The sequence below is a fragment of the Catellatospora paridis genome, from assembly GCF_009720365.1.
GTDB classification, from domain to species: domain Bacteria; phylum Actinomycetota; class Actinomycetes; order Mycobacteriales; family Micromonosporaceae; genus Catellatospora; species Catellatospora paridis.
Genome location: NZ_WBZD01000021.1, coordinates 54424 through 75871, shown reverse-complemented (window position 1 = coordinate 75871; position 21448 = coordinate 54424). Strand labels below are relative to the sequence as shown.

The 21448-nt window shown below is 73.7% G+C and carries 17 protein-coding genes; 7 read left to right on the top strand and 10 right to left on the bottom strand.

The features are described 5' to 3' along the window. Position 1: 1 nt before the first annotated feature. Positions 2-697 carry a hypothetical protein gene (locus tag F9C41_RS34275; RefSeq protein WP_196280073.1) on the bottom strand — a complete coding sequence of 232 codons (696 nt, stop codon included), beginning with the start codon at positions 695-697 and terminating at the stop codon, positions 2-4. 10 nt (positions 698-707) lie between these two features. Next, a complete protein-coding gene (locus F9C41_RS34270; protein WP_155391000.1) occupies positions 708-1268 on the bottom strand; it encodes a TetR/AcrR family transcriptional regulator in 561 nt (186 codons plus the stop codon). Between the two features lie 291 nt (positions 1269-1559). On the opposite strand from F9C41_RS34270, the gene F9C41_RS34265 reads away from it, so the two are divergent. Next, complete coding sequence (locus F9C41_RS34265; RefSeq protein WP_155390999.1) at positions 1560-2810, top strand: hypothetical protein; 1251 nt, start codon at positions 1560-1562, stop codon at positions 2808-2810. Between the two features lie 22 nt (positions 2811-2832). Here F9C41_RS34265 and F9C41_RS34260 read toward each other — a convergent pair whose 3' ends face one another. Continuing rightward, a complete protein-coding gene (locus F9C41_RS34260) occupies positions 2833-3339 on the bottom strand; it encodes a DinB family protein (protein WP_155390998.1) in 507 nt (168 codons plus the stop codon). A gap of 231 nt (positions 3340-3570) precedes the next feature. On the opposite strand from F9C41_RS34260, the gene F9C41_RS34255 reads away from it, so the two are divergent. Next, positions 3571-4995 (top strand): glycerophosphodiester phosphodiesterase family protein, encoded by a 1425-nt coding sequence (locus F9C41_RS34255; RefSeq protein WP_155390997.1) that lies wholly within the window; start codon positions 3571-3573, stop codon positions 4993-4995. Between the two features lie 39 nt (positions 4996-5034). Here F9C41_RS34255 and F9C41_RS34250 read toward each other — a convergent pair whose 3' ends face one another. From F9C41_RS34250 to F9C41_RS34235, 4 genes are all read right to left on the bottom strand, one after another. Continuing rightward, positions 5035-6342, bottom strand: coding sequence for a GAF domain-containing protein (locus F9C41_RS34250; protein WP_196280072.1), 1308 nt, complete (start codon positions 6340-6342; stop codon positions 5035-5037). 185 nt (positions 6343-6527) lie between these two features. Then, positions 6528-8135, bottom strand: a complete 1608-nt coding sequence (locus tag F9C41_RS34245) for a GTPase family protein (protein ID WP_196280071.1) — start codon at positions 8133-8135, stop codon at positions 6528-6530. Further along, positions 8132-9856 (bottom strand): GTPase family protein, encoded by a 1725-nt coding sequence (locus F9C41_RS34240; protein ID WP_230690245.1) that lies wholly within the window; start codon positions 9854-9856, stop codon positions 8132-8134. Before F9C41_RS34240 ends, F9C41_RS34245 begins: the two co-directional genes overlap by 4 nt. A gap of 133 nt (positions 9857-9989) precedes the next feature. Further along, positions 9990-11105, bottom strand: a complete 1116-nt coding sequence (locus F9C41_RS34235; protein WP_155390995.1) for a TetR/AcrR family transcriptional regulator — start codon at positions 11103-11105, stop codon at positions 9990-9992. Between the two features lie 104 nt (positions 11106-11209). On the opposite strand from F9C41_RS34235, the gene clpX reads away from it, so the two are divergent. Next, positions 11210-12469: an ATP-dependent Clp protease ATP-binding subunit ClpX gene (gene clpX, locus F9C41_RS34230; RefSeq protein ID WP_155390994.1), complete on the top strand. Its 1260-nt coding sequence runs from the start codon at positions 11210-11212 to the stop codon at positions 12467-12469. A gap of 10 nt (positions 12470-12479) precedes the next feature. Here the strand turns inward: clpX and F9C41_RS34225 are convergent, their stop codons facing one another. Then, positions 12480-13400, bottom strand: coding sequence for an ornithine cyclodeaminase family protein (locus F9C41_RS34225; protein ID WP_155390993.1), 921 nt, complete (start codon positions 13398-13400; stop codon positions 12480-12482). Positions 13401-13517: 117 nt separating this feature from the next. Here F9C41_RS34225 and F9C41_RS34220 point away from each other — a divergent pair, with 117 nt between their 5' ends. Then, positions 13518-14960, top strand: coding sequence for a sulfatase-like hydrolase/transferase (locus tag F9C41_RS34220; protein ID WP_155390992.1), 1443 nt, complete (start codon positions 13518-13520; stop codon positions 14958-14960). A 4-nt stretch (positions 14961-14964) separates the two neighbouring features. On the opposite strand, the gene F9C41_RS34215 is transcribed toward F9C41_RS34220, so the two are convergent. Then, positions 14965-15495 (bottom strand): NUDIX hydrolase, encoded by a 531-nt coding sequence (locus tag F9C41_RS34215; RefSeq protein WP_155390991.1) that lies wholly within the window; start codon positions 15493-15495, stop codon positions 14965-14967. Positions 15496-15560: 65 nt separating this feature from the next. On the opposite strand from F9C41_RS34215, the gene F9C41_RS34210 reads away from it, so the two are divergent. The 3 genes from F9C41_RS34210 (at position 15561) to F9C41_RS34200 (ending at position 18260) form a co-directional block, all read left to right on the top strand. Beyond that, complete coding sequence (locus F9C41_RS34210) at positions 15561-16160, top strand: maleylpyruvate isomerase N-terminal domain-containing protein (protein ID WP_196280070.1); 600 nt, start codon at positions 15561-15563, stop codon at positions 16158-16160. A 65-nt stretch (positions 16161-16225) separates the two neighbouring features. Next, positions 16226-17020 (top strand): N-formylglutamate amidohydrolase, encoded by a 795-nt coding sequence (locus F9C41_RS34205; protein ID WP_155390989.1) that lies wholly within the window; start codon positions 16226-16228, stop codon positions 17018-17020. Positions 17021-17069: 49 nt separating this feature from the next. After that, a complete protein-coding gene (locus tag F9C41_RS34200; RefSeq protein ID WP_155390988.1) occupies positions 17070-18260 on the top strand; it encodes a GNAT family N-acetyltransferase in 1191 nt (396 codons plus the stop codon). A 62-nt stretch (positions 18261-18322) separates the two neighbouring features. On the opposite strand, the gene F9C41_RS34195 is transcribed toward F9C41_RS34200, so the two are convergent. Continuing rightward, positions 18323-21433: a hypothetical protein gene (locus tag F9C41_RS34195; protein WP_155390987.1), complete on the bottom strand. Its 3111-nt coding sequence runs from the start codon at positions 21431-21433 to the stop codon at positions 18323-18325. Positions 21434-21448: the final 15 nt, after the last annotated feature.

Below are 21448 nucleotides of genomic sequence, written 5' to 3'. Positions count from 1 at the left end.
GTTAGTTGCCGGTGGACGCTGCGACGGCGGTGGCGGGCGCTTCGGGGGCGGCTTCGGTGGACGGGGCACGCCACAGGGCCACGGCCAGCCAGAGGCAGCCGGCGGCGACGAGCAGGCCGTGTCCGACGCGGACGGCCGGCGGGGTGAAGAACTGCGGCAGGAAGGCCGCGAAGCCCGCCGCGAACAGCACCCCGGACAGGCGCGGTAGGACGCCGGAGCGGGCGATCGCCACGGCGGCGAGGACCGCGCCGACGCCGAGCAGGACCAGCCCGATGCCGAAGGTGGTGATCGCGACGGGCTGGTAGCGGATGCCCTCGGCCAGGCCGAGCAGGTCGAGCTGCGCGCCGCCGGTGCTCTCGGTGGCCAGCACGTGCAGCGCGAAGTCCTCCGCGCCGTAGTACGGCAGGGTCAGCCCGACGCCGAGCCAGGCGGTCACCGCGGCGGTCAGCGCGAGCGGTTCGGCCCGGGTGCCGTCGACGACGCGGCGCACCGCCAGCAGGGCCAGCGGCACGAGGATGAACCCGATCATCGCGAACAGGTGGGTGGCCACCCACCACGGCGAGGACATGGACTCCTGCGCGCCCTGCAGCGTGGTCTCGTCACGCCACGGGCGCAGGCCCGGGTACAGGGCGAAGAGGACTCCGGCGGCGGCCAGCGCGGCGGCGGCGAGGCGGATGCGGGCAAGGGGGGCGGACACGGTCGTCTCCTCAGGGGTGAGCTGGCAGGGAATCGAAGAAGGCGTCGATGAGCTGCTGGTATGTCTCGTCGAGGTCGGTCGGCAGGCCGAAGCCGCCGGCGGACTCCAGCGAGGCGAAGCCGTGCGCGATGACGCGCAGCCGCCGGATGGTGTGGATCTGCGCGGCGGCGTCGAGCTGCCAGGGCCGCAGCGCGGCCTGGATGATCTCCAGCTGCCGGATGCCGGCGGCGGCGAGCTCGGGGTGGTGCAGCGGGTCGACGGGCATCGCGGCGTAGCGGGCGGGGTGTGCCGTGACGTAGGCGCGGTAGGCGTGCATCAGCGCGGTGATCGCGTCCCGGCCGCTGCGGCCCATCGCGGCGGCGGCGAAGCGGTCGGCGAGTTCGTTGAGCACGCGGACGCCGACCTGTGTCTTCAGCTCGGCGAGGCCGCCGACGTGCTTGTAGAGCGAGGGGGCGGCGACGCCGCAGCGCGTGGCGACCGCGGCGAGGGTGAGCGCGTCGATCCCGTGCTCGTCGATGACGTCGACGGCCGCCTGGACGACGGCCTGAGTGGACAGTCCGGCTCTGGGCACACCGTCACCTCCTCATGTGGCTATGTTCCGTAGCCTTAAAGCTACTAGCATTAGCCATCGCCGTCAAGCAAGGGTTCGGCACCCGGTCAGGCGCGCTGCTGAAACCGCTCAATCATGGACATAGGGGACTAAATCCGATACAAAGGGCATACCTGATCGAGCGTGTGGCGGGAAGCGCTCCAGGTGTGCCGACCACGGCTCCCCCTGACACCTCGTGCCTGCCGCTACGCCTCACAGGCCTATGTCCATGGTCTACGAGTCGGCTCGGTCGATTCGGGTTCGGAGGCTGGCATGTCGATTCGAAGGTCCCTGGCGACAGGGGCGGCGGTGGCGACCGCGTTCCTGCCGGGGCTGCTGAGCGCCGCGCCGGCGCAGGCGGCGGTGATCCCCGGCGTGGGCTCGGCCCCGCTCGTCGCATACGCGGACCGCAACTTCACCGGCGCCAAGCAGTCCTACGGCGCGGGCGTGTTCGACGCCGCCAAGAAGGAACTCGGCGTCGTCGGCAACGACGCCATCACCTCGCTCTACGTCGCCTCCGGATACCGGGCCCTGGCCTGCGACAACGGCGGCTCCGAGGGCAACGTGAACAAGGGCTCGCTGGGCACCTGCCGCTACTACGACGCCGGGCTGCACGAGTTCGTCGGCGGCGAGCTCAACGACAAGATCTCGCTGCTGGCCGTCATGGGCAAGCCGGTCAAGGGCGCCGCCGTCACCGCGTTCCAGGACACCAAGTTCACCGGCACCTCCCTGCCACTCGGCTCGGGCGGCTTCGGCCAGGTCTCGGGCAACCTGTCCACGCTCGCCGACTCGGTGAAGTCGCTGAAGGTCACCGACGGATACCGCGTCGTCACCTGCGACAACGACGCCAAGCCGGGCACCGCCAGCCTCGACCTCGGCAAGTGCCGGCTGTTCCGCGGCGGCGAGCACGCCACCGTCGGCAGCGACATGGAGAAGAAGATCTCCCTGGTCGCCGTGGGCGCGCCCCCGCTGATCGCCACCAGCGACGCCAACCTGGGCGGCCTGCGCCAGTCGTTCAGCCCGGGCGTTTACACCGGGCTCGCCAACGAGCTGGCCACCGTCGGCAACGACAAGATCAGCTCGCTGCGCGTCGGCGACGGCTGGCGCGTCGTCGGCTGCCGCAACGACAGCACCGGCCCGAGCGGGCAGGGCGACCTCGGCCTGTGCCGGATGTTCGGCGCGGGCGAGCACAACCTGGGCGGCAACGCGCTCAACGACGGCATCTCCACGCTCGTCGTGCAGGCCGGCCCGGCGTCGGGCAACCTGCTCAACGTGTACGCCGACCGCGACTTCAAGGGCGCCACGGCCACCTTCGGCCCCGGCATCTACACGGCCGGCGACCTCGCCCCGGTCGGCAACGACGCGGTCAGCTCGCTGCGGGTGCCCGGCGCGGGGCGCGCCGTGCTCTGCGACAACGACTCCGGTCAGAACCTGGGCACCTGCCGGCTGTTCGTCAAGAGCGACCACCTGTTCGTCGGCGGCGACCTCAACGACAAGACCTCGCTGATCGCACTGGCCCCCTAACCGGTGACGCGGACGGCTGCCCTCAGGCTCCGGTCACGCCGTCGACTCCTTCGCGCAGGAAGTCGGCATGGCCGTTGTGGCGGGCGTACTCGTGGATCAGGTGCAGCATCACGAACCGCAGCGAGACGTCCTCGCCCCAGCGGGCGTTGTGCGCGACCACGTCCAGCGACGCCGCCTCGGCTTCGATGCGGCGTGAGTGCTCGACCTCGGTCTGCCAGGCCGTGAACGCCTCGGCGCGGGTGGCGCCGGTCGGGTCGTACGCCACCTGGTAGTCGTTGACCGGCGACCAGACCAGGGTGATGTCCTCCCCCGCGATCACCTTGCGGAACCAGGTTCGCTCGACCTCGCACATGTGCCGGACCAGGCCGAGCAGGGTCAGCGTCGACGGCGGCATGGACCGCTCGCGCAACTGCTCGTCGGTCAGCCCGTCGCACTTCCAGGCCAGCGTGGACCGGTGGTAGTCGAGGAACTGCCGCAGCATCTCCCGCTCACCGGCGATCAGGGGAACATCAGGGCGCTCGGTGGTCATCACGAAGATCCTTCCGCCAGAGCTGCCATTTCTACCAGGCCGCCAGTGCGGGTTCTCGGCGAGATCGCGGTTTCGTGTCAGAAGGTGCGGTCCGAACGCAGATCATGACACCGGGCAGCGATCTTGCCCCTGCAGCCGGCAACGATCCGGTCCACGACGGACAGCCGGAGTTCCCTGGGTGGTCACCGCGTTTTCGCGGCGCGTTACGCCCTTTTTCGTACGGTCCGTGCCATGGTCACCACCTCACCGCGTACCCCCTCGTGGCGCTTGCGGACCACGGCGGCGCTGGCCGCCCTCGCCCTGTGCGGCACCGTGGCGGCCGCCGCGCCTGCCGCCGCCGCACCCGGCGACGTCGTCGTCTCCGCCGACTTCTCCTCCGGCACGCTGCCCGCCGGGTGGCGGGCCGTCGACGGCGCCTGGACCGTGCAGAACGGCCGCCTCGTCGGCACCTCCACCAGCTCCTCCGCCAACAACAAGATCACCTTCGGCCGCTACCTGACCCACTTCCGGCTGGAGGCGACGGCCCGGTTCGAGTCGGTCACGGCGGGCACCCGCTGGGCCGCGCTCGGCCTGGACGTGCCCGCCGACGGCGCGACGCCGTGGTGGATCGCGACGATGCGCAGCGGCACCACCGCGAGCAACGGCGTCGAGTTCGCGCAGCGCACCACGGGCAACGCGTGGAACGTCACGAACACCGCCGCCGCCCCGTACGCGGCCGGGACCGGCCGGGACGTGCGCATCGCCGTGGAGGTGCACGGCAGCCAGGCCCGCTGGCTGTTCGACGGGGTGGAGGTGCTGCGCACCACTGGCCTGCAGCGCTCGACCGGGGGCGGGCAGGCGCTGTTCGTCAACGGCGCGACGGTGTCCTTCGACGACGTACGCGTGACGGAGCTGGCCGCGTCCAACGCCTACCTGCGCGCGCCCGGCAACCCGGCCGCGGTCATCGCGCACCGTGGCGCGTCGTCGGCCGCGCCGGAGAACACCCTGGTGGCACAGGAGATCGCGCGCCGCGCGGGCGCGGACTGGATCGAGAACGACGTGCAGCCGTCGGCCGACGGGACGCCGTTCATCCTGCACGACAGCACCGTCGACCGGACCACCAACGGATCCGGGTCCATCCGCAGCCTGACGTCGGCGCAGCTCAAGGCGCTGGACGCCGGGTCCTGGTTCGCGCCGCACTACGCGGGCACCCGCATCCCCACCCTGGCGGAGCAGCTGGCCGATCTGCGTACGCGCGGCGGCAACCTGCTGCTGGAGATCAAGGGTGCGCACACCCGCGACCAGGTCGCGAAGATCGTGGCGGTGATCCGCGAGCAGCAGATGACGGGCCGGGTGTTCGTCCAGAGCTTCGACGTGCCCTCGCTGCAGTACTGCTACGAGCTGGCCCCGGAGCTGCCCATCGGCCTGCTGCGCAGCACGCTGGACGCCGACCCGGTGGCGCTGGCCGGGCAGCTGCACCTGACCGCGTACAACCCGGCGGGGTCGGCGCTGCTGACCCGGCCCGCCCTGGTCGGCGACCTGCACCGGGCGGGCGTGGCGGTGATGGCGTGGACGATCGACAGCGCGGCGCAGTGGCGCTCGCTGGACCAGCTCGGCGTGGACGGCATCATCACCAACCGCCCGGCGGAGCTGGTGGGCTGGATCTCGGCGGGCTGAGGTGACGGGGGTTCCCGCCAACCCGGAGGGAACCCCCGTTCAGCGGTCGGTGCGCAGGAACGTCAGCGACTTCAGGTGGTCGATCAGGGCATCCATCTCCGCGAGCTTGTATCCGGCCTGCTCGCGCAGCTCGATGTCCATGCTGTGGTCGACCAGAGCGCGCAGCGAGAAGCTGATCCTGGTCATCCGGTTGAGGAACCGCTCCCGCAGGTCCTCGGCGAAGGCCAGGTGCTGGTCGGTGAGCCCGCCGTCGTCGAGGTCAGCCGCGCCGGCGAGTTCGAGCGCCAGGCTCGCCTGGCCCGCGAAGACCGAGGCCATCTCGACGTCGACCGCGTCGAAAGGCCCCTCGGCGGGCTTCTTCGCCAGCAGTATCGCGCCGAGCATGGTCTCCTGCCCGGTCAACGGCGTGATCAGGATCTGCCAGGGGTGAGCCGCACCAAGGATGTCCCGCAGCCGCGGATCGGCGCCCGGTTCGACGACCAGCACCCGGCGCTCGGCCATCACCAGGGCGCACACGGACAGCAGCGCGTCCGGGGCGTCGACGAGCAGCTTCAGCGTGCCCATGGCCTGGACCGACGTGACGGTGAGTCCGTCGGGCGAGAGCAGCACGACGCAGGCTCCGTCCGCCCGGTCGGCCCGCTCCGCCTGGCTGATGAGCTCGGCCATCAGCGCTTCGGGCCCCACGCCGCCGAGCACCCGCTCGGTGATCATGACCATGGCCTCCTGCCAGGCGTGGCGGCGGCAGGCCTCGGTGAAGATGCTCGCGTTGCCGATGGCGGCCGCGGCGACCCGGGCGAAGTCGATGATCAGCTCCTCGTCGACGGCGCTGAACTCCGCTGCCCCCTGCTTCTCCGTCAGGTAGAAGTTGCCCAGCAACCGGCCGCCGGACAGGATCGGCACCCCGAGGAACGACGTCATCGGGGGATGGTGCTCCGGAAAGCCCACCGAGGACGAGTGCCGGGAGATGTCGGCGACCCGGACCGGGTGCGGCTCGTCCAGCAGCAGCCCGAGCAGTCCGTGCCCCTCGGGCAGGTGTGCCATGCGGTCGGCGGTCGCGGCGTCCATGCCGTCGAACACGAACTCGGTGATGTGACCGTCCTCGACCACGCCCAGCGCGGCGTATCGGGCCCGCACGAGGTGCCGTGCGGTGACCACGAGCCGCTGCAGCACCTGGATCAGATCCACCCCGCGGGCCACCTCAAGATTCGCCCGCAGCAGCGCGCGGATGCGCTCGTCACCAGCACCGAGGGCGCGGGCGCGCTCGATCAGTCGCTGCAGAGCCAGATCCAGCTCCAGCCTGCCGGCATGGGTGTAGCGCACCGCGGAGCCGAGACTGCCCGCGTCCAACTCTCTGCATCCCGTCAACTTCGCCGCAAACGGCTCACCACCGGCCATACTTCACAGCCTTCCGGTCGGAGGGCAGATCCAGAAGCCTTGACGGAGCCTTCTAGGAAGCATATTCCCTGATCAGGGCGCTGCGTCGATCCGGAAGTGCTGATTTCGGCGGTGACCCGAGCCCTCACCGGCAGCGGTCATCGGCGAGCCGTGCCGCCCGCGGCCTCACGCAGGGCGGCGCGGGCGGTCGTGTAGTCGGTGAGGACCGCGGTCGCCGGGGCCTCGACGAGCTGCTTGACCACGCCCTGCACCGAGGTGCGCAGCCGTCTTTCGGCGCGGCGGCGGCGGGCGCGGGCGGCCAGCCGGACCACCGGGCGCACCAGCACCGCGATGAGGAAACCGGCCAGCAGGCCGCCCGCCAGCAACGCCGTCGGCATCGGCAGCCAGCCGTCCACCAGGGGCGTACGCAGCGGCGGCAGCGCCAGCGCCTGCATGCCCAGCCGCACGCCCAGCCACAGCAGGCCGACCAGGGCCACCGCGGTCACCAGCCACTGCAGCAGCCCCACCGCCCGCCACCACCAGCGTTTACGGGCGACCCCGAGATCCGTCTGCGCGACGGCGCGGTCGAGCGCGTCGGGCAGCTCGTCGCGGTGCGCGCGCACCGCCGCGAGCATGGCGTCCTGCCAGGGCGCGGGCAGCGGCGCGCTCGCCCGGTCGGCGGCCTCGCGCAGCGCCTTGGTGACGGCGGCCGTCGCGGCGGGCGACGCCGGGGCCAGTGACGTGGCGGCGGGGACGGCGGCCCGGTGGTCGCCGAGGTGCAGCCGTTCGAGGGGGTCGGGACGGGTGCGGCGGATCCAGCGCAGCAGCGGCCAGCCGGTCATCTTGCGGGCCCGGTGCACGTATGCGGCCTCGACCGCGGCGGCCACCGTCGGCACCGCGGCAGCCTGCGACAGTGCCGCCGTGAGCGCCCGGCTCGCCTCGTTGTCCAGGGCGGCCTTCGGCGGTTCGGCGGCGACGGCCGGGGCCAGCTCGGCGGTGACCCCGTCGAGGTCGGCGGCCAACCGTCGCACCGCGGCCTGGCGGGCGACGACCGCCTGCCGGATCGCCTCGACCAGCGGGTCCAGCCCGGGTGGGCCGACCGTGGAGGTGGTCAGGACGGGCAGCCCGTCGAGGCCGTCGGCGGCCAGCAGGCGGCGCAGGTCCGTGGTGCAGTCGGCCAGGTCGGGACCGGACAGCAGGTCGACGGCGTTGAGCGCGACCACGGTGATGTCCCGGTGGCGGTGGAACTGGGCCAGGTAGCCGGCGTGCACGATCTTGTCGGCGTACTTCTGCGGGTGCAGCACCCAGACGATGAGGTCCACCACGGACAGCAGCCGATCGGCCTCGGCCCGGTGGGCCGCCTGCACCGAGTCGTAGTCGGGCAGGTCGAGCAGCACCAGCCCGGTCAGGTCGGGCCCGGTCCCGCCGTCGCGGCTGTAGCGGCGGTCCACGCCGAGCCAGTCCAGCAGCGGGTCGGCGCTGTCGGGGCCCCATACGCAGGCGTGCGCCTCGCCGGTGGTGGGCCGGCGTACGCCGGTCTGCGACAGCGGCACCCCGGCCAGCGCGTTGAAGATGCTGGACTTGCCCGTGCCGGTCGCCCCGGCCAGCGCCACCACGGTGTGCAGCTGCGACAGGGCCAGCCGCTCCCCGGCCCGCCCGATCAGGGCCTGGGCCGGGGCGAGGTCGCGTTCGGGCAGCCGGTCGGCCGTGGCAGCGGTGAACCGTTCGAGCGCCGCCATCCGCTCGACCACCGTCGGCGCGCTCACCCGGCGGCCCCGTCGCGGGAGATCGGGTCGGCCCGGCGGGCCGTGTCGACGGCCGCGACGGCGGCGCGCAGCCGCTGCCCGTCCTCGGCGGACACGCCGGTGCCTTCGAGCACGGCGTGGAAGCGGGCCGCCTCCTGTAGCAGCAGACCGTCCACCTTGGTCAGGAAGTCCTGCCGGGCGCGTTCGGCCAGGCGGCGTACGGCGTCGTCGCCGAAGATGGCTTCGAGCACCTTCTGCGCCGCGACGGTGGTGCCCGCCCCGACGGCGATCTCCGCGCCGGTCGGGATGAACGCCGTGGCCGCGAACACCAGGATCATCAGGCACAGCCCGAGCGCGTTGACGGCGTACGCGCTGAACTTCGCGGCGAACAGCTTGCCGCCGGACTCGTCGCGGACCAGGTCGAGCACGCCGCGCTGCCAGTCGCGGACCACCCGGTCGGCGCGGGCGTCGATGTCGGGGCCGACCCGGGGCAGGCCCGGATGGGCGGCGAGCAGCGCACCGCCCGCGGGGTGGGCGCGCCAGGCGGCGGCCGCGTGTTCGGCGGCGTCGGCGGCCGCGCCGTGCACGAAGACGACCAGCTGCGACTCGATCGCGGTGATGAGCTGGTCGGTGGGGCGGGGGCGGCCGGTGACCGCGCTGACGAGCTGATCGCGCCACCGGCCGACCTTGGCCTGCAGGCTGCGCATGAACTCGCCGGTGCCGACCAGTTCCTGCCAGCGGGCGAGCACTTCGCCGCGGAACATGGTCCCGTCGCGGATGCCCTGGTCGACGGCGCTGGCGGCCTCGCGGTAGGCGCTGTCGACCGACGCGCCGAGCGCCTTGGCGGCTTCGGTCTGAGCGTCGGCCTCGGCGGCGAGCCGGGCGGTGGCGGGCGACAGCGCGGCGACCGCCCCGTCGACGGTCTGGCGCACCACGGCCGCGCGGGCCGCGGCGGAGCGGGCGAGTTCGTCCAGCCACTCGCGCAGCGGCGCGACGGCCTGTTCGGACAGCAGCCCGTGCTGGTCGAGGCGCTGCTCGTCGATGACGAACATGGGCACCCCGCCGAGCCCGTGCTCGGCCAGCATCTCGGTCAGGTGCGGGGTCACCTCGGCGTCGGCGCCGGGCGGCACCCGGTTCAGGATGATCGACACGGCGGTGCCCCGGTCGCGGGCGGCGTGCAGCAGCTCCCACGGCACGGCATCGGCGTAGCGGACCGCGGTGGTGACGAACAGCCACAGGTCCGCGGCGGCCAGCAGCTGCTCGGCCAGCGCCCGGTTGTCCTCCTCGACGGAGTCGATGTCGGGCGAGTCGAGCAGCGCGACGCCGGGGCTGAGCACCGCGACCGGCACGACCAGCAGGCCGATGCCGTCACCGCCGGCGGTGCCGGTGCGGCCCAGTCGCGGCAGCAGGTTGGCCTCGCTGAACCAGGCGGCGTCGGACGGGTGGCAGACCAGCACCGGCGCGCGGGTGGTGGGCCGGCGCGCGCCCGCGACGCTGACCGGCGCGCGCACGATGCTGTTGACCAGTGTGGACTTGCCCGCGCCCGTGGAGCCGCCGGCAACCGCCAGCAGTGGCGCGTCCAGCCGCGCCAGCCGCGGGATGAGATAGTCGTCGAGCTGCCCGGCGGTGGCCTTGGCCAGGCTGGTGGCGGCGGCCGCGCCCGGCAGGGTCAGCGGGTAGCGCACCGCGGTGAGTGCGTCGCGCAGCCGTGCCAGTGCCCCGCCCAGCCCCGCGTCCGTCATGGCCACCACATATCCAGCATGGCGGAAACTATGCGCCTCGGCGTCCGGGTGCCGAAACACGATCATCGGACGACCGGTCGCGGTCTCTGCCATGATCCGTGTCCGCCGACGGCCTCGGCACCCGTCGGTCGCTTCAGAGCCGGGTCGCGGCGACGGACGCGCCGGCGGCGGCAAGGCAGGCGCCGTAGCCCTCGGCGCGGGCGACGATCCGTCCGGACACGACCCGGACCGCGGCCTCGGTGGCGTCGCTGACGGCGTCCACACCGGCCGCCGCGGCCAGCTCGCCGCTCTCGTCGTACACGATGCGCAGGCGCGGCCAGGCCGGGCGCGGGAACGCCGCGGTCAGGCAGCGGCGGAACTCGGCGAGCATCAGCCGCGCCAGCGGCATCAGCTCGCCGGGCGTGCCGCTGACCAGTACGGCGGTGACCTGCGCGCCGGGCGGCGCGGCGCGCACCGCCTCCTCGACCGCGGCCAGGCGGTGCAGGCCGAGCACGGCCACCACGCCGTCGGCGGCGAGGTCGACCGGCTCGCCGTGGACCGCGTCGGGGCGGGTGCCCGACTCGTCGGCGAAATCGGGCAGCGTCCACGGCTCGTCGGCCGGGCGCAGCGGCGGGACGTGCGCGGCGTACACCGGCTGCCAGCTGTCGCTCAGGTCGAGCTCGCCCAGGTGCTCACAGGTGGCGACGATGTGGAACGGCTCGACGAAGCCGGGCGAGGTCTGCGCGAGCACGCTCGCGCCCTGCAGCGTGGTCAGCGCGGCCTCGGCCACCCGCACCCGCCGCCCGCCCGGCTTCGGCAGGACGGCGGCGGGACGGAGCCCCTCCAGGGCCAGCCCGAGCAGGATCGCCTGCAGCTTGAGCAGCTGGGCGAAGGGCCGCCGGACCCGGTCGTCGTCGAGCACCTCGGGCACCAGCTCCAGCGCGGGCGGTGCCGCGTCGGCCAGGCGGGTCGTCACCGGCAGCCGGGCCAGGGTCGCCCGGGCGTACGCCCCCAGCGCCTCCCGCTGCGTGCGGCCCGGCGCGGGCGGCGGGCCCTCGGCGCGCTCGGCGTCGTCGGCCAGCACCGCGAAGTAGAGGGCCCGCTTGCCGGGGAAGTTGGAGTAGACCGCGCCGCGGGTCAGCCCGGCGCGCCCGGCGATGCCGTCGACGGTGGCCTCGCGGTAGCCGCGCGCGGCGAACTCGGCGCGGGCCGCCGACAGCACGCCGGCGCGGTTGCGCTGCTGGGCCTGGGCCCTGGTGAGGCGGCTCATCCCTGCTCCCCGTGTCCGTCCGGTAAGCAAGATAACGCGGCACTCGGATGTTGTCATCATCTGCCGGTATCATCTGAAGGTCGTCCGACCCCCGAGGAGCGCCCGTGACCCGCAGCGACGTGCTGGCCTGCTCCTTCTGCGCGAAGACGCAGCGCCAGGTGCGCAAGCTCATCTCCGGCCCCGGGCAGGTCTGCATCTGCGACGAGTGCGTCGGACTGTGCAACGAGTTGATCGAGGAAGAGGCCACCGAGCAGGCGGCGGCCGCCCTGCTGCACCCGCCGACCCCGCGCGACATCCACGCGGCCCTGGAGCAGTACGTAGTCGGCCAGGAGGCCGCCAAGACCTCGCTGTCGGTGGCGGTCTACAACCACTACAAGCGGGTCGCCGCCCGCACCGCGACCCCGACCGGGGAGCCGCAGGTCGAGCTGGGCAAGTCCAACATCCTGCTGATCGGCCCCACCGGCTGCGGCAAGACCTACCTGGCCCAGACACTGGCCCGCACCCTGGGCGTGCCGTTCGCGATCGCCGACGCCACCGCGCTCACCCAGGCCGGATACGTCGGCGAGGACGTCGACAGCATCCTGCTCAAGCTGATCCAGGCCGCCGACGGCGACGTCCGGCGGGCCGAGACCGGCATCGTCTACATCGACGAGATCGACAAGATCGCCCGCGGCGGGGCCGACCGCACCGCCGTGCGCGACGTCTCCGGCGAGGGCGTCCAGCAGGCCCTCCTCAAGATCCTCGAAGGCAGCACGGTACGCGTGCCGCAGCCGAACTCGCGCAAGCAGCCCGCCGAGGAGTTCCTGCAGATCGACACCACCGACGTGCTGTTCATCCTCGGCGGGGCGTTCGCCGGCCTGGAGGAGATCATCGAGACGCGCTCGCGACGGCGCGGCATCGGCTTCGGGGCCAACATCCGCGCCGCCGAGCCCTCGCTCGACGAGGTCATGCCCGCCGACCTGGTGACGTTCGGGATGATCCCGGAGTTCGTCGGGCGGCTGCCGATCGTCACCACGGTGCGCCCGTTCGACCGGGCCACCCTGATGCGCATCCTCACCGAGCCGCGCAACGCGCTGATCAAGCAGTACCAGCTGCTGTTCGAGCTGGACGGGGTGGAGCTGGAGGTGACCCCCGACGCGGTCGGGGCGATCGCCGAGCAGGCCCTGCTGCGCCGCACCGGCGCCCGCGCGACCCGGGCCATCCTCGAGGAGATCCTGCTCAACGTGATGTACGAGGTGCCCAGCCGCGACGACGTGGCCCGCGTCGTGATCGACCGGGCAACCGTGCTGGACAACGTCAACCCGACGCTGATCCCCCGCGACCACCCCGCCCGCCGCCGCGCCCACCGCGCCGACACGGCCTGACCGTCCCGCCTCAGCCGAGCAGGTCGATGACCGTCGCGTCGGCGCGCGAGACCCTGCCGTAGACCGCCCACAGCAGGGCCAGGTCCTGCCAGGGCAGGCCGACGGGGGCGTACACGGTCGGCCGGTCGGTGCCGTCCCGGGCGGGCAGGTCCCCGCGCAGCACGTCGCCGAGCGTGCCTGCGGCCACCCCGGCCTCCAGCCCGACGTTGCCCAGCGCTCCCCCGGTCGCGGCCAGCATCCGGTCGTCGACCACCACCCGGCTCGCCAGCAGCAGATCCGCGGGCAGTTCGACCTTGCCGGGCTCGTCCGCGCCGAGCGTGGTCAGGTGCTGGCGGGGACGCACCTCGTCGGCGCGCAGCAGCGGGCGGCGCGACCAGGTCGCCAGCACCACCACGTCGGCGGCGCGCGCCACCGCCGACGCGCTCTCCAGCGGCAGCGCGGCCAGGTCCGCGGCACGGCCCGGCTCCAGGTCGGTCGCCACCACCTCCCGCCAGGGCCGCAGCCGGCGCAGTCCGGCGGCCACGACGCGGGCCTGCGCCCCGGCGCCGACGAAGCCGAGCGTGCCGGCGCCCGGGTCGGCCAGCAGGTGCGTGCCCAGCGCCGCGGCCAGCCCGGTGCGCCAGGAGGTGACGCTCGACGAGTCGGCCAGCGCCAGCAGCTCGCCCGAGTCCAGATCGTGCAGGCAGACCACGCCACGCAGCGCGGGCGAGGCGGCCGGGAACTTCGCGTTGACCTTCACCGTGTACGCGGGCACGCCCGGCAGCAGCCCCGGCATGAGGCAGGTCGCGGTCCCCGGGCCGGGCAGTTCGGTGCGCACCCGCAGCGCAGGCTGCGCCGGGGCAGGCGCACGGAAGCCCTCGCCGAGCAGCTCCAGCACCTCGTCCACGTCGACCGCGCGGTCGACATCGGATCGGGTCAGCAACACGGTCACGTGTGGAAGGTTAGTCCCGCCGCCCGGCGGTCCGAGCCGAAGCCGTTAACAAACTGATCATCTTGTGAACGGGCGTTTCAGCCGACCATCGGATGACCTTGGTGACAGGTTGTCCCGATGCGATATCTGATGCGCCGTGCTCGGCGGCTGGCCGCGGTCCTGGCGACGGCCCTCGCCGCGGCCGTGTTGCCGGTCGCCGACCCGGTCCCCGCCCACGGCGGTCGGGACCGCCCGGCCGGCCCGGAGGCGAACGCCGCGGACCCGGCCGATGGGGCGGGCCGCGGGACGGCGCACGGCTCGACGCGGCGCCAGACGCGACCGAACGTGCTGATGGTGGTCCTCGACGACGCCCGGCCCGAGACCATGGCCGCGCTGCCGCAGACCATGGCGTGGCTCGGCGACGGCACCGCCTACCCGAACGCCGTGGCCGCCACCCCGAGCTGCGGTCCCAGTCGGGCCACCCTGCTGTCCGGCCGGTACGCGCACAACCACGGCGTGCTCCACCAGGCCGATGTCGGCAATCTCGACCACACCCGCACGCTCGAGCACACGCTGCACGCCGCCGGTTACGCCACGGCCGCCGTCGGCAAGTTCACCAACAACTGGGCGCTCGACCAGACCCCGCCCGGCTTCGACCACTCCGCCCTGGTCGGCGGCGGGTACACCGATGAACGGTTCGTGGTCGACGGCAGGCAGCGGCGCGTGCCGTACGCGACGAGGTTCATCGGCGACCAGGTGAACAGGTACCTCGACGGGTTCGAGGCCGACGACGCCCGGCCGTGGTTCGTGTACGCGGGTTTCACCGCCCCGCACGCCCCGTGGACCCCCGAGCCGCAATACGCCGACCGCGCCTTCGACTGGACACCGAGTCCCGCGGTCGGCGAGGCCGACCGCTCCGACAAGCCCGCGTACGTGCGCCGCCACCGCGCGGGCCGGGCCGCGGGCGACGTGATCCGACTGGGCCAGCTGCGCACGCTGCTCTCGGTCGACGACGCGCTGGCCCGCGTCCGCGACCGCCTGGACCGCCTCGGCGAGCGGCGGGACACGCTCGTCGTGCTGGTGTCCGACAACGCCAAGTTCTGGGGCGAGCACGGCCTCGACGAGAAGTTCATGCCGTACGCCGCCGCGTACCGGGTGCCGCTGTTCGTGTCCTGGCCGGGGCGCATCCCGCGGGGCGCCGACGAGCGGCTCGCGTCGACCGTCGACGTCACCCCGACCGTGCTGGCCGCGGCCGGGCTGACCGCGGACTACCCGCTCGACGGCCACGACCTGCGCGGCGACGTGCGCCGTGCCGCGACGCTGCTGGAGTACTGGCAGGACTCGCACAACGGCGGCTTCCCCACCTGGGCCTCCCGCGTCGCCCCCGGCGAGCGCCAGTTCACCCGGTACGTCGACCTCGCCGGCGAGCCGATCTCGCAGGAGTACTACGACCTCGAGGCCGACCCCTGGGAGCTGGTCAACCTGCTCGGCGACGCCGACCGGGGCAACGACCCCGACGTCACCGCCGATGCCGCGACCCTGTCGGACTGGCAGACGTGCGCGGGCCCGGCCTGCCCATGAGGGATCAGGCGGGCTGCGCGCGCCAGGCCAGGTAGCGGTGCCAGGCCTGCAGGCCGTCGGGCACCCACTCCCACTCGCCGAGCCGCGCGGCGATCTCGTCCTCGGTGAGGAAGGCGTGCCAGGCGACCTCCTCGACCTGCGGGTCCACCGGCCCGTCGCAGCGGACCTCGTACAGGGCCGAGAACCAGGAGTGCTCGGGCGTCTCGTACAGGAAGGTGAACAGCGGCTGCGGGGCTGGCAGCCCGGACACGCCGAGTTCCTCCTCGGCCTCGCGCAGCGCGGCGTCGTGGTAGGTCTCCCCGGCGCCGACGACACCGCCGACGAACATGTCGTAGCAGGACGGGAAGACCAGCTTCTGCGCCGTGCGCCGGTGCACGAACAGCCGGCCGTCACCGGTGCGGGCCAGCACGAACACGCAGCGGTGAGTGAGCCGCCGGGCGTACGCCTGCGCCCGCGTCGCCTGTCCCACCACCCGGTCCTGCGCGTCGACGATGTCCAGCAACTCCCCCGCCGACCGCGGCTCCTGCTCACCCATGCCGCCATTCAACACGCCCCCGAATGATCATGAAACGGCACGCCGGGAGGGACGAGAATGGGGCCATGTCCGATATCGACGGCGACCTCGCCGCGTGCGCCGAGGCACACGCCCGGTTGCACCAGACTCTGCAGAAGATCGACGACCAGACGGTACGCGCGCCGAGCCGGTTACCCGGGTGGACCGTCGGGCACGTGCTCACCCACCTCGCCCGCAACGCCGACAGTGTCGTGCGGCGGCTCGACGGCGCTGCCCGGGGCGAACTCGTCGACCAGTACCCGGGCGGCGCGACCGGCCGGGCCGCCGAGATCGAGGCGGGGCAGGGCCGGCCCGCCGCGGAGATCATCGCTGACCTGGCCGCCGCCGACGCGGCCGTGGACGCCGCCTTCGTCCGCGCCACCCCGGACGTGTGGCAGCGCACCGTGCGCGCCGGAGGCGGCGACCTGATCCCCGCCACCCAGCTGCTGTTCGCCCGGTGGCGCGAGGTCGAGGTGCACCACGTCGACCTCGGCCTCGGCTACGGCTGGGCGCAGTGGCCCGACGGCCTGGTCACCCGGTGGCTGCCCGGGCTGCTCGGCGAGCTGCGCGAGCGCGCCGACGAGCGGGCGCTGATGGCCTGGGCGCTGGGCCGCGCGCCCGTCCCCGAACTACGGCCCTGGGGCTGACCGCACGTCACCTGTCACACCCGCCGGATACCGTCACGGTGATCTTCAGAGAGCAGGTGGGTGCCATGTCGGTTCCGGTGTTCCGTGTCGACCAGGGGGACGCGTCCTCGCCGGTCGTCCTGCACGTGCCGCACTCGTCCCGGCAGATCAGCGGTCCGGCGCGGGCCTCGATCGCGCTCGACGACACGGCACTGCTCGCCGAGCTGGACCACATGACCGACGCGCACACCGACCTGATCGCCGCCCGGGCGGCCGGGGCGGCGCGGGTGCGGCCCTGGACGTTCGTCAACGAGTGGTCGCGGCTGGTCGTGGACCCCGAGCGCCTGCCCGACGAGCAGGAGGAGATGGCCGCGGTCGGCATGGGCGCGGTGTACACGCGCACCTCGCACGGGCAGCGGCTGCGTCCTGACGACGCCGCCTTCGCGCAGCGGCTGCTCGACGCGCACTTCCACCCGTACGCCCAGGGCATGACCGACCTGGTCGACGAGCGTCTGGCCGCGACCGGTCGGGTGATCGTCGTCGACGTGCACTCCTACCCCGCGCTCGCGCTGCCCTACGAGCTGCACGGCGACGGCCCCCGCCCGGAGATCTGCCTGGGCACGGACCGCACGCACACCCCGCCGTGGCTGCGCGACGCCGCGGCGAAGGCGTTCGCGGGCTACGAGGTCGGTTTCGACAGCCCGTTCGCCGGCTGCTACGTGCCGCTCAAGCACCACGGGACCGACGAGCGGGTGTCGGCGCTGATGGTCGAGATCCGCCGCGACCTGTACCAGGCCGAACCCGGCGGCGACCCGCACTCCGGCCTGGACCGGCTGGCCGCGTCACTGGCCACCCTGGTCGACGCCCTCGACGCCGCCTGAGCGGAGATAACCGCGGGACGGGTGGCCGGGCGGCTGGCAGGATGGCCGGGTGACGTACGAGGTGCGGCCGCTCGGGCCGGAAGATCAGAAACTGGCGTGGGACCTGGGCAGTCTCGCCTTCGGCTACCACGAGCAGCCCATGCCCGACGGCTGGAACCCGGACTCGTCCGGCCGCCGCACCCTCGGGGTGTTCGACCCGGCCGGGCGGCTGGTGGCCAAGGCCGTCGACCGCGAGCAGGGCCAGTGGTTCGGCGGGCGGGTCGTGCCCACGTGCGGCGTCGCCGGTGTCGCCACCGCACCCGAGCTGCGCGGACGCGGGCTGGGCCGGCTCGTGCTCACCCGGCTGCTCGAAGGCGCGCGCGACCGCGGCGCGGTGCTCAGCACCCTGTTCGGCACCACCCCGCTGCCGTACCGGGCGCTGGGCTGGGAGGAGGTCGGCGCGATGACCTACTGGACGGTGTCCACCCGCGCGCTCGGCGCCGTCCGCCCCGACCCGAAGACCACGCTGCGGCCCGCGACCGAGGCCGACATCCCGGCCGTGTACGAGATCTACCGCCAGGTGGCCCGTGCGGGCACCGGCCTGATGGAGCGGTCCGGCCCGGCCTTCGGCGCGACCCCGGCCCAGCTGCTGGCCGACTACCATGGCTTCACCGTCGCCGTGGACGACGCGGGCACGATCGTCGGCTACGCCAGCTGGGATCGCGGACCCGGCTACGACGCGAGCGGCAAGCTCACCGTCGACGACCTGATCGGGCTGACCCCCGAGGCGACCCGCACGCTGCTGGCGATGATCGGCGGCTGGGCCAGTGTCGCGCCGACCACGGTGCTCCGACTCGGCGCGACCGACCCGGCCTGGTCGCTGATCGTCCGGACCGACGCCAAGGTCGCCACGGCGCAGCCGTGGATGGCACGCGTCGTCGACGCGTCCGGCGCGGTCGCGGCACGCGGCTGGCCGCGGCGCCTGGCCGGGGAGGTCGACCTGGACCTGGTCGACGACGTCTGCCCCTGGCAGCAGGGCCGGTGGCGGCTCACGCTGTCCGGCGGCGAGGGCCGCCTTGCGCCCGGTGGCGCGGGCACGGTCCGGCTCACTCCGCGCGGCCTGGCCGCCTGGTACGCGGGCGCGGCCACCCCGGAGCAGCTGCGCCGGACCGGCTTCCTGACCGGAGGCGACGCCGACACCGACGAGATCCTGCGCACCGCCACCGCCGGCCCGCCGCCCACCCTGCACGATTACTTCTGACCGGCCACCCGTTGTGAAGGGCACCTTCTACATCGCATGGCGATGTGAAGGTGCCCTTCCTTTCACGCGGGGCGGCGGGTGCGGCCGATGGAGAGCAGAAGGCCGCAGGCGATGAGGGCGAGGCCCGCGACGGCGGCGTAGAGGGGCAGGTCGGCGGGGATGCCGAGGTAGACGGTGATGCCGAGGATGCGGGACAGGCCCCACGGGAGCAGGGCCATCTGGTCGTTCCAGACGGTGAGGGCCCGTTCCAGGCCGACGGCCGCGATCAGGCCGCCGATCAGGCCCAGCGGGACACCGGCCGCGACCAGGGTGAGGCCGACGGCGCGGCGGCGCAGCAGGCCGTACCGGTCGCGCAGGACGACGGCGGTGGCCACGAACAGCCAGCAGAACGCGGCGAACGCGACCGTGACGTAGACCGAGCGCAGGGTCGGCGAGGTCCAGAAGGCGAACCAGTACTTGCCCGGCCCCCGCCCGGCCAGCGCCGCCAGCAGGAGCACGCTGCGCAGCAGCGCGACACCGCCGATGACGGCCCACAGGTGGAACGGGTCGCGGCGGCCGACCACCAGGCGGGCCACGGCCGCGAACAGCAGCCACCCGCCCAGCGTCACCAGCAGGTGCGCCGGGGCGGCGAACCAGGTGTACACGGCCCGGCTCGCCACCAGCACGACCGCGGGCACCAGCCAGACCAGCACCCGGTCCAGCCGCGACGGCGGCGAATCCAGCCGGGCGACCCGCCACGGGCGCACCGCGCCGAGCAGCAGGGCCCGCGCGGCCCGGCCGCCTCGGCCGCGTCCTCGCAGCCCGAGCAGGAACACGAGCAGGATCAGCGCCAGCAAGGCACGGGCGGCCCAGGCCATCGCCGGGTCGCGGTCGGCCCGCACCGCGCCGAGGTCCGCGGCGGTGAAGTTGTACGCGGGCACGTCCAGGTCCCCGCCGTAACGCTGCGCGTGCACGTCGCGCGCGCCGCGGTACACGGTCTCGGCCTGCCGCCAGCCGTCGTAGGCGGCCTGCGCCCCGGTGTCCAGCCACTGCGCGTGGCGCAGCACCATGGTCCGGTACGCGCCCAGCGTCTCGAACAGGTTCACCTGGTAGTCCAGCGTGCTGGTGAAGTGCTCGCGCAACCGCGGATCGCGCCAGGACGCCGGGTCGGTCGCGGCGACCAGGTCGCGCATGCGCCGGGCCAGCACGACGGCCTGCTCGCCCTCGGCGATCGCCTGGTCGACGCGGCCGCCGGTGACGGCGTAGATGCTGTCCAGCGCCGCCGAGTCCCCGGTGGCGATGTCCCACTCGAAGATCCACATCATCGGCGGCGGCTCCAGGCCCAGCGCCTTGACCGTCCGGTCCGCGTACGGCCCGAGGTACAGCCCCTTGGTCAGCGCCTCCCGGGACAGCGCCATGGCCCGCCCGATCGCCGCGACCGTGGCCGGGTCGCCGGAGAAGGTGCGGTACGCCCAGTCCGCGGTGAACTGCGCCGGGTCGGCGTCCGGATCCCAGGCCAGCCGCGCCACGGCGTACGTGTTGAGGTCGTACAGCTGCCAGAAGCCCTCGCGCAGGTAGAGCGACATCGGCCCGGCGCGCAGCGGTCCGCCGTCCTGGGTCCAGTTCCAGACGCCCTCGACCATCGGGTTCGCGGCCAGGAACTCGCGCAGCGCCTGCCGGTGCAGCACACCGAGGTCGTTGGGCAGCGACCCGAAGCCCTCGAACTCCCGCCGCGCCTGGAACTCCACGATCCTGCGGTGCTCGCCCGCCAGCAGCGTCGCGTTGAGCGGCAGGTGGCTGTAGAAGTCGCCGAGGGTGTACTTGGTGGACACGATCAGGTGCGGGTCGTCGAACCCGCCCAGCACCTGCCGGTAGGACTCGGGATTGGTGTGCAGGTCGCCGACCGCGCCGACGCCGACGGTCCAGGTCCGGAAGATGACCTCCCGGTCGGCCTGGCCCGCCGTGTCGAGCAGCGCCCGCAGCATCGCACGCACCGCGGCGTCGGTGGTGACCGCCAGGCGCGACGAGTAGTCCCAGCCGTTCTGCGCGTACACCTCGCCGCCCTCGCCGATGCGCACCATCAGCCCGTCCACGAACGGCAGACTCTCGAACAGCTCGGCCAGGCCCGCCTGGTAGACGGCCCACAGCCGGGGGTCGGCGACGTCGAGGCCACCGACGGTGCGCTGCAGGTACGCCTCCAGCGGCGGCGACACCGCGAGCATGTCGGTGAGCAGGAAGACCTTCATGCCCATGTCCTCGGCGTACCGGAAGACCGGCCCGAACGCGGCGACCATCGCCCTGGCCCGGTCGACGTGGGTGTCCCCGGCCGGGTAGACGGCGCGGCCGTCGCCGACCTTGGCGAACGTGACGTACTCCAGGAAGCCCGGCACGACCACGCCGTTGTAGCCCTGCGCCGCCGAGTGGTCCACGAACTGCCGGAACTGCGAGTCGATGCGCGCCACCGCGGCCGGGTCTACCCACGGCGCCCGCGGCAGCAGGGCCTCGCCGACCACGTCGGTGTTGAGGTTGTAGTCGTCGCCCGCGCCGAACACGGCCGCGTCCGGCTCGCGCCCGACCGACCCGGCGTCGGTCAGCCGCAGCCCCAGGCGCGGCGTGACGACCCGTCCGTCGTCCCCGGCGGGGACGACCGCGACGCCCGACCGGATCCGGTCGGCGATCCGGTACAGCCCGTCGGCGGTCCCGGCGACGTCGGCGCCCTCCACGGCCAGTTCCGCGCCGCGCGTGGTGATCCGGTAGGAGTCCGGCGCGGCGGCCAGCGTCGCCAGCACGCCCACGCGCAGCGTGGTCACGCCGGCGGGCGGGGGCGCGGCGGGAGTCGCGGGCGTGGTGGCGGCGGGCACGGCAGCACCGGGCTGGGTGGGCGTCGTGACCGGCCCGGCGGCGGTGGTGATCACCGGGCGCGGCAGGCCGCGGGCAGCGAGCGCGTCGGCGACCGCGGCAGCCGCCTTGGTCAGGCGCAGGTCAGCGGGCACGGAGATGGCGGTGACCGGCGGCGCGGGCGCGACCTCGCGCTGCGGGGCGGCGACCGGGTCCTCGCGCGGCACGGCGGCCGGGGTGTGGCTCAGGCCGAGCGCGTCGCCGACGCCCCCGGCCACACCCGCGCCGAGCAGCAGCAGGACGATGGCTGCGGCGAGCAGCGGGTACGGCTTTCGGGCGCGGGGAACGTGAAACACGCTCGCATCGTAGTG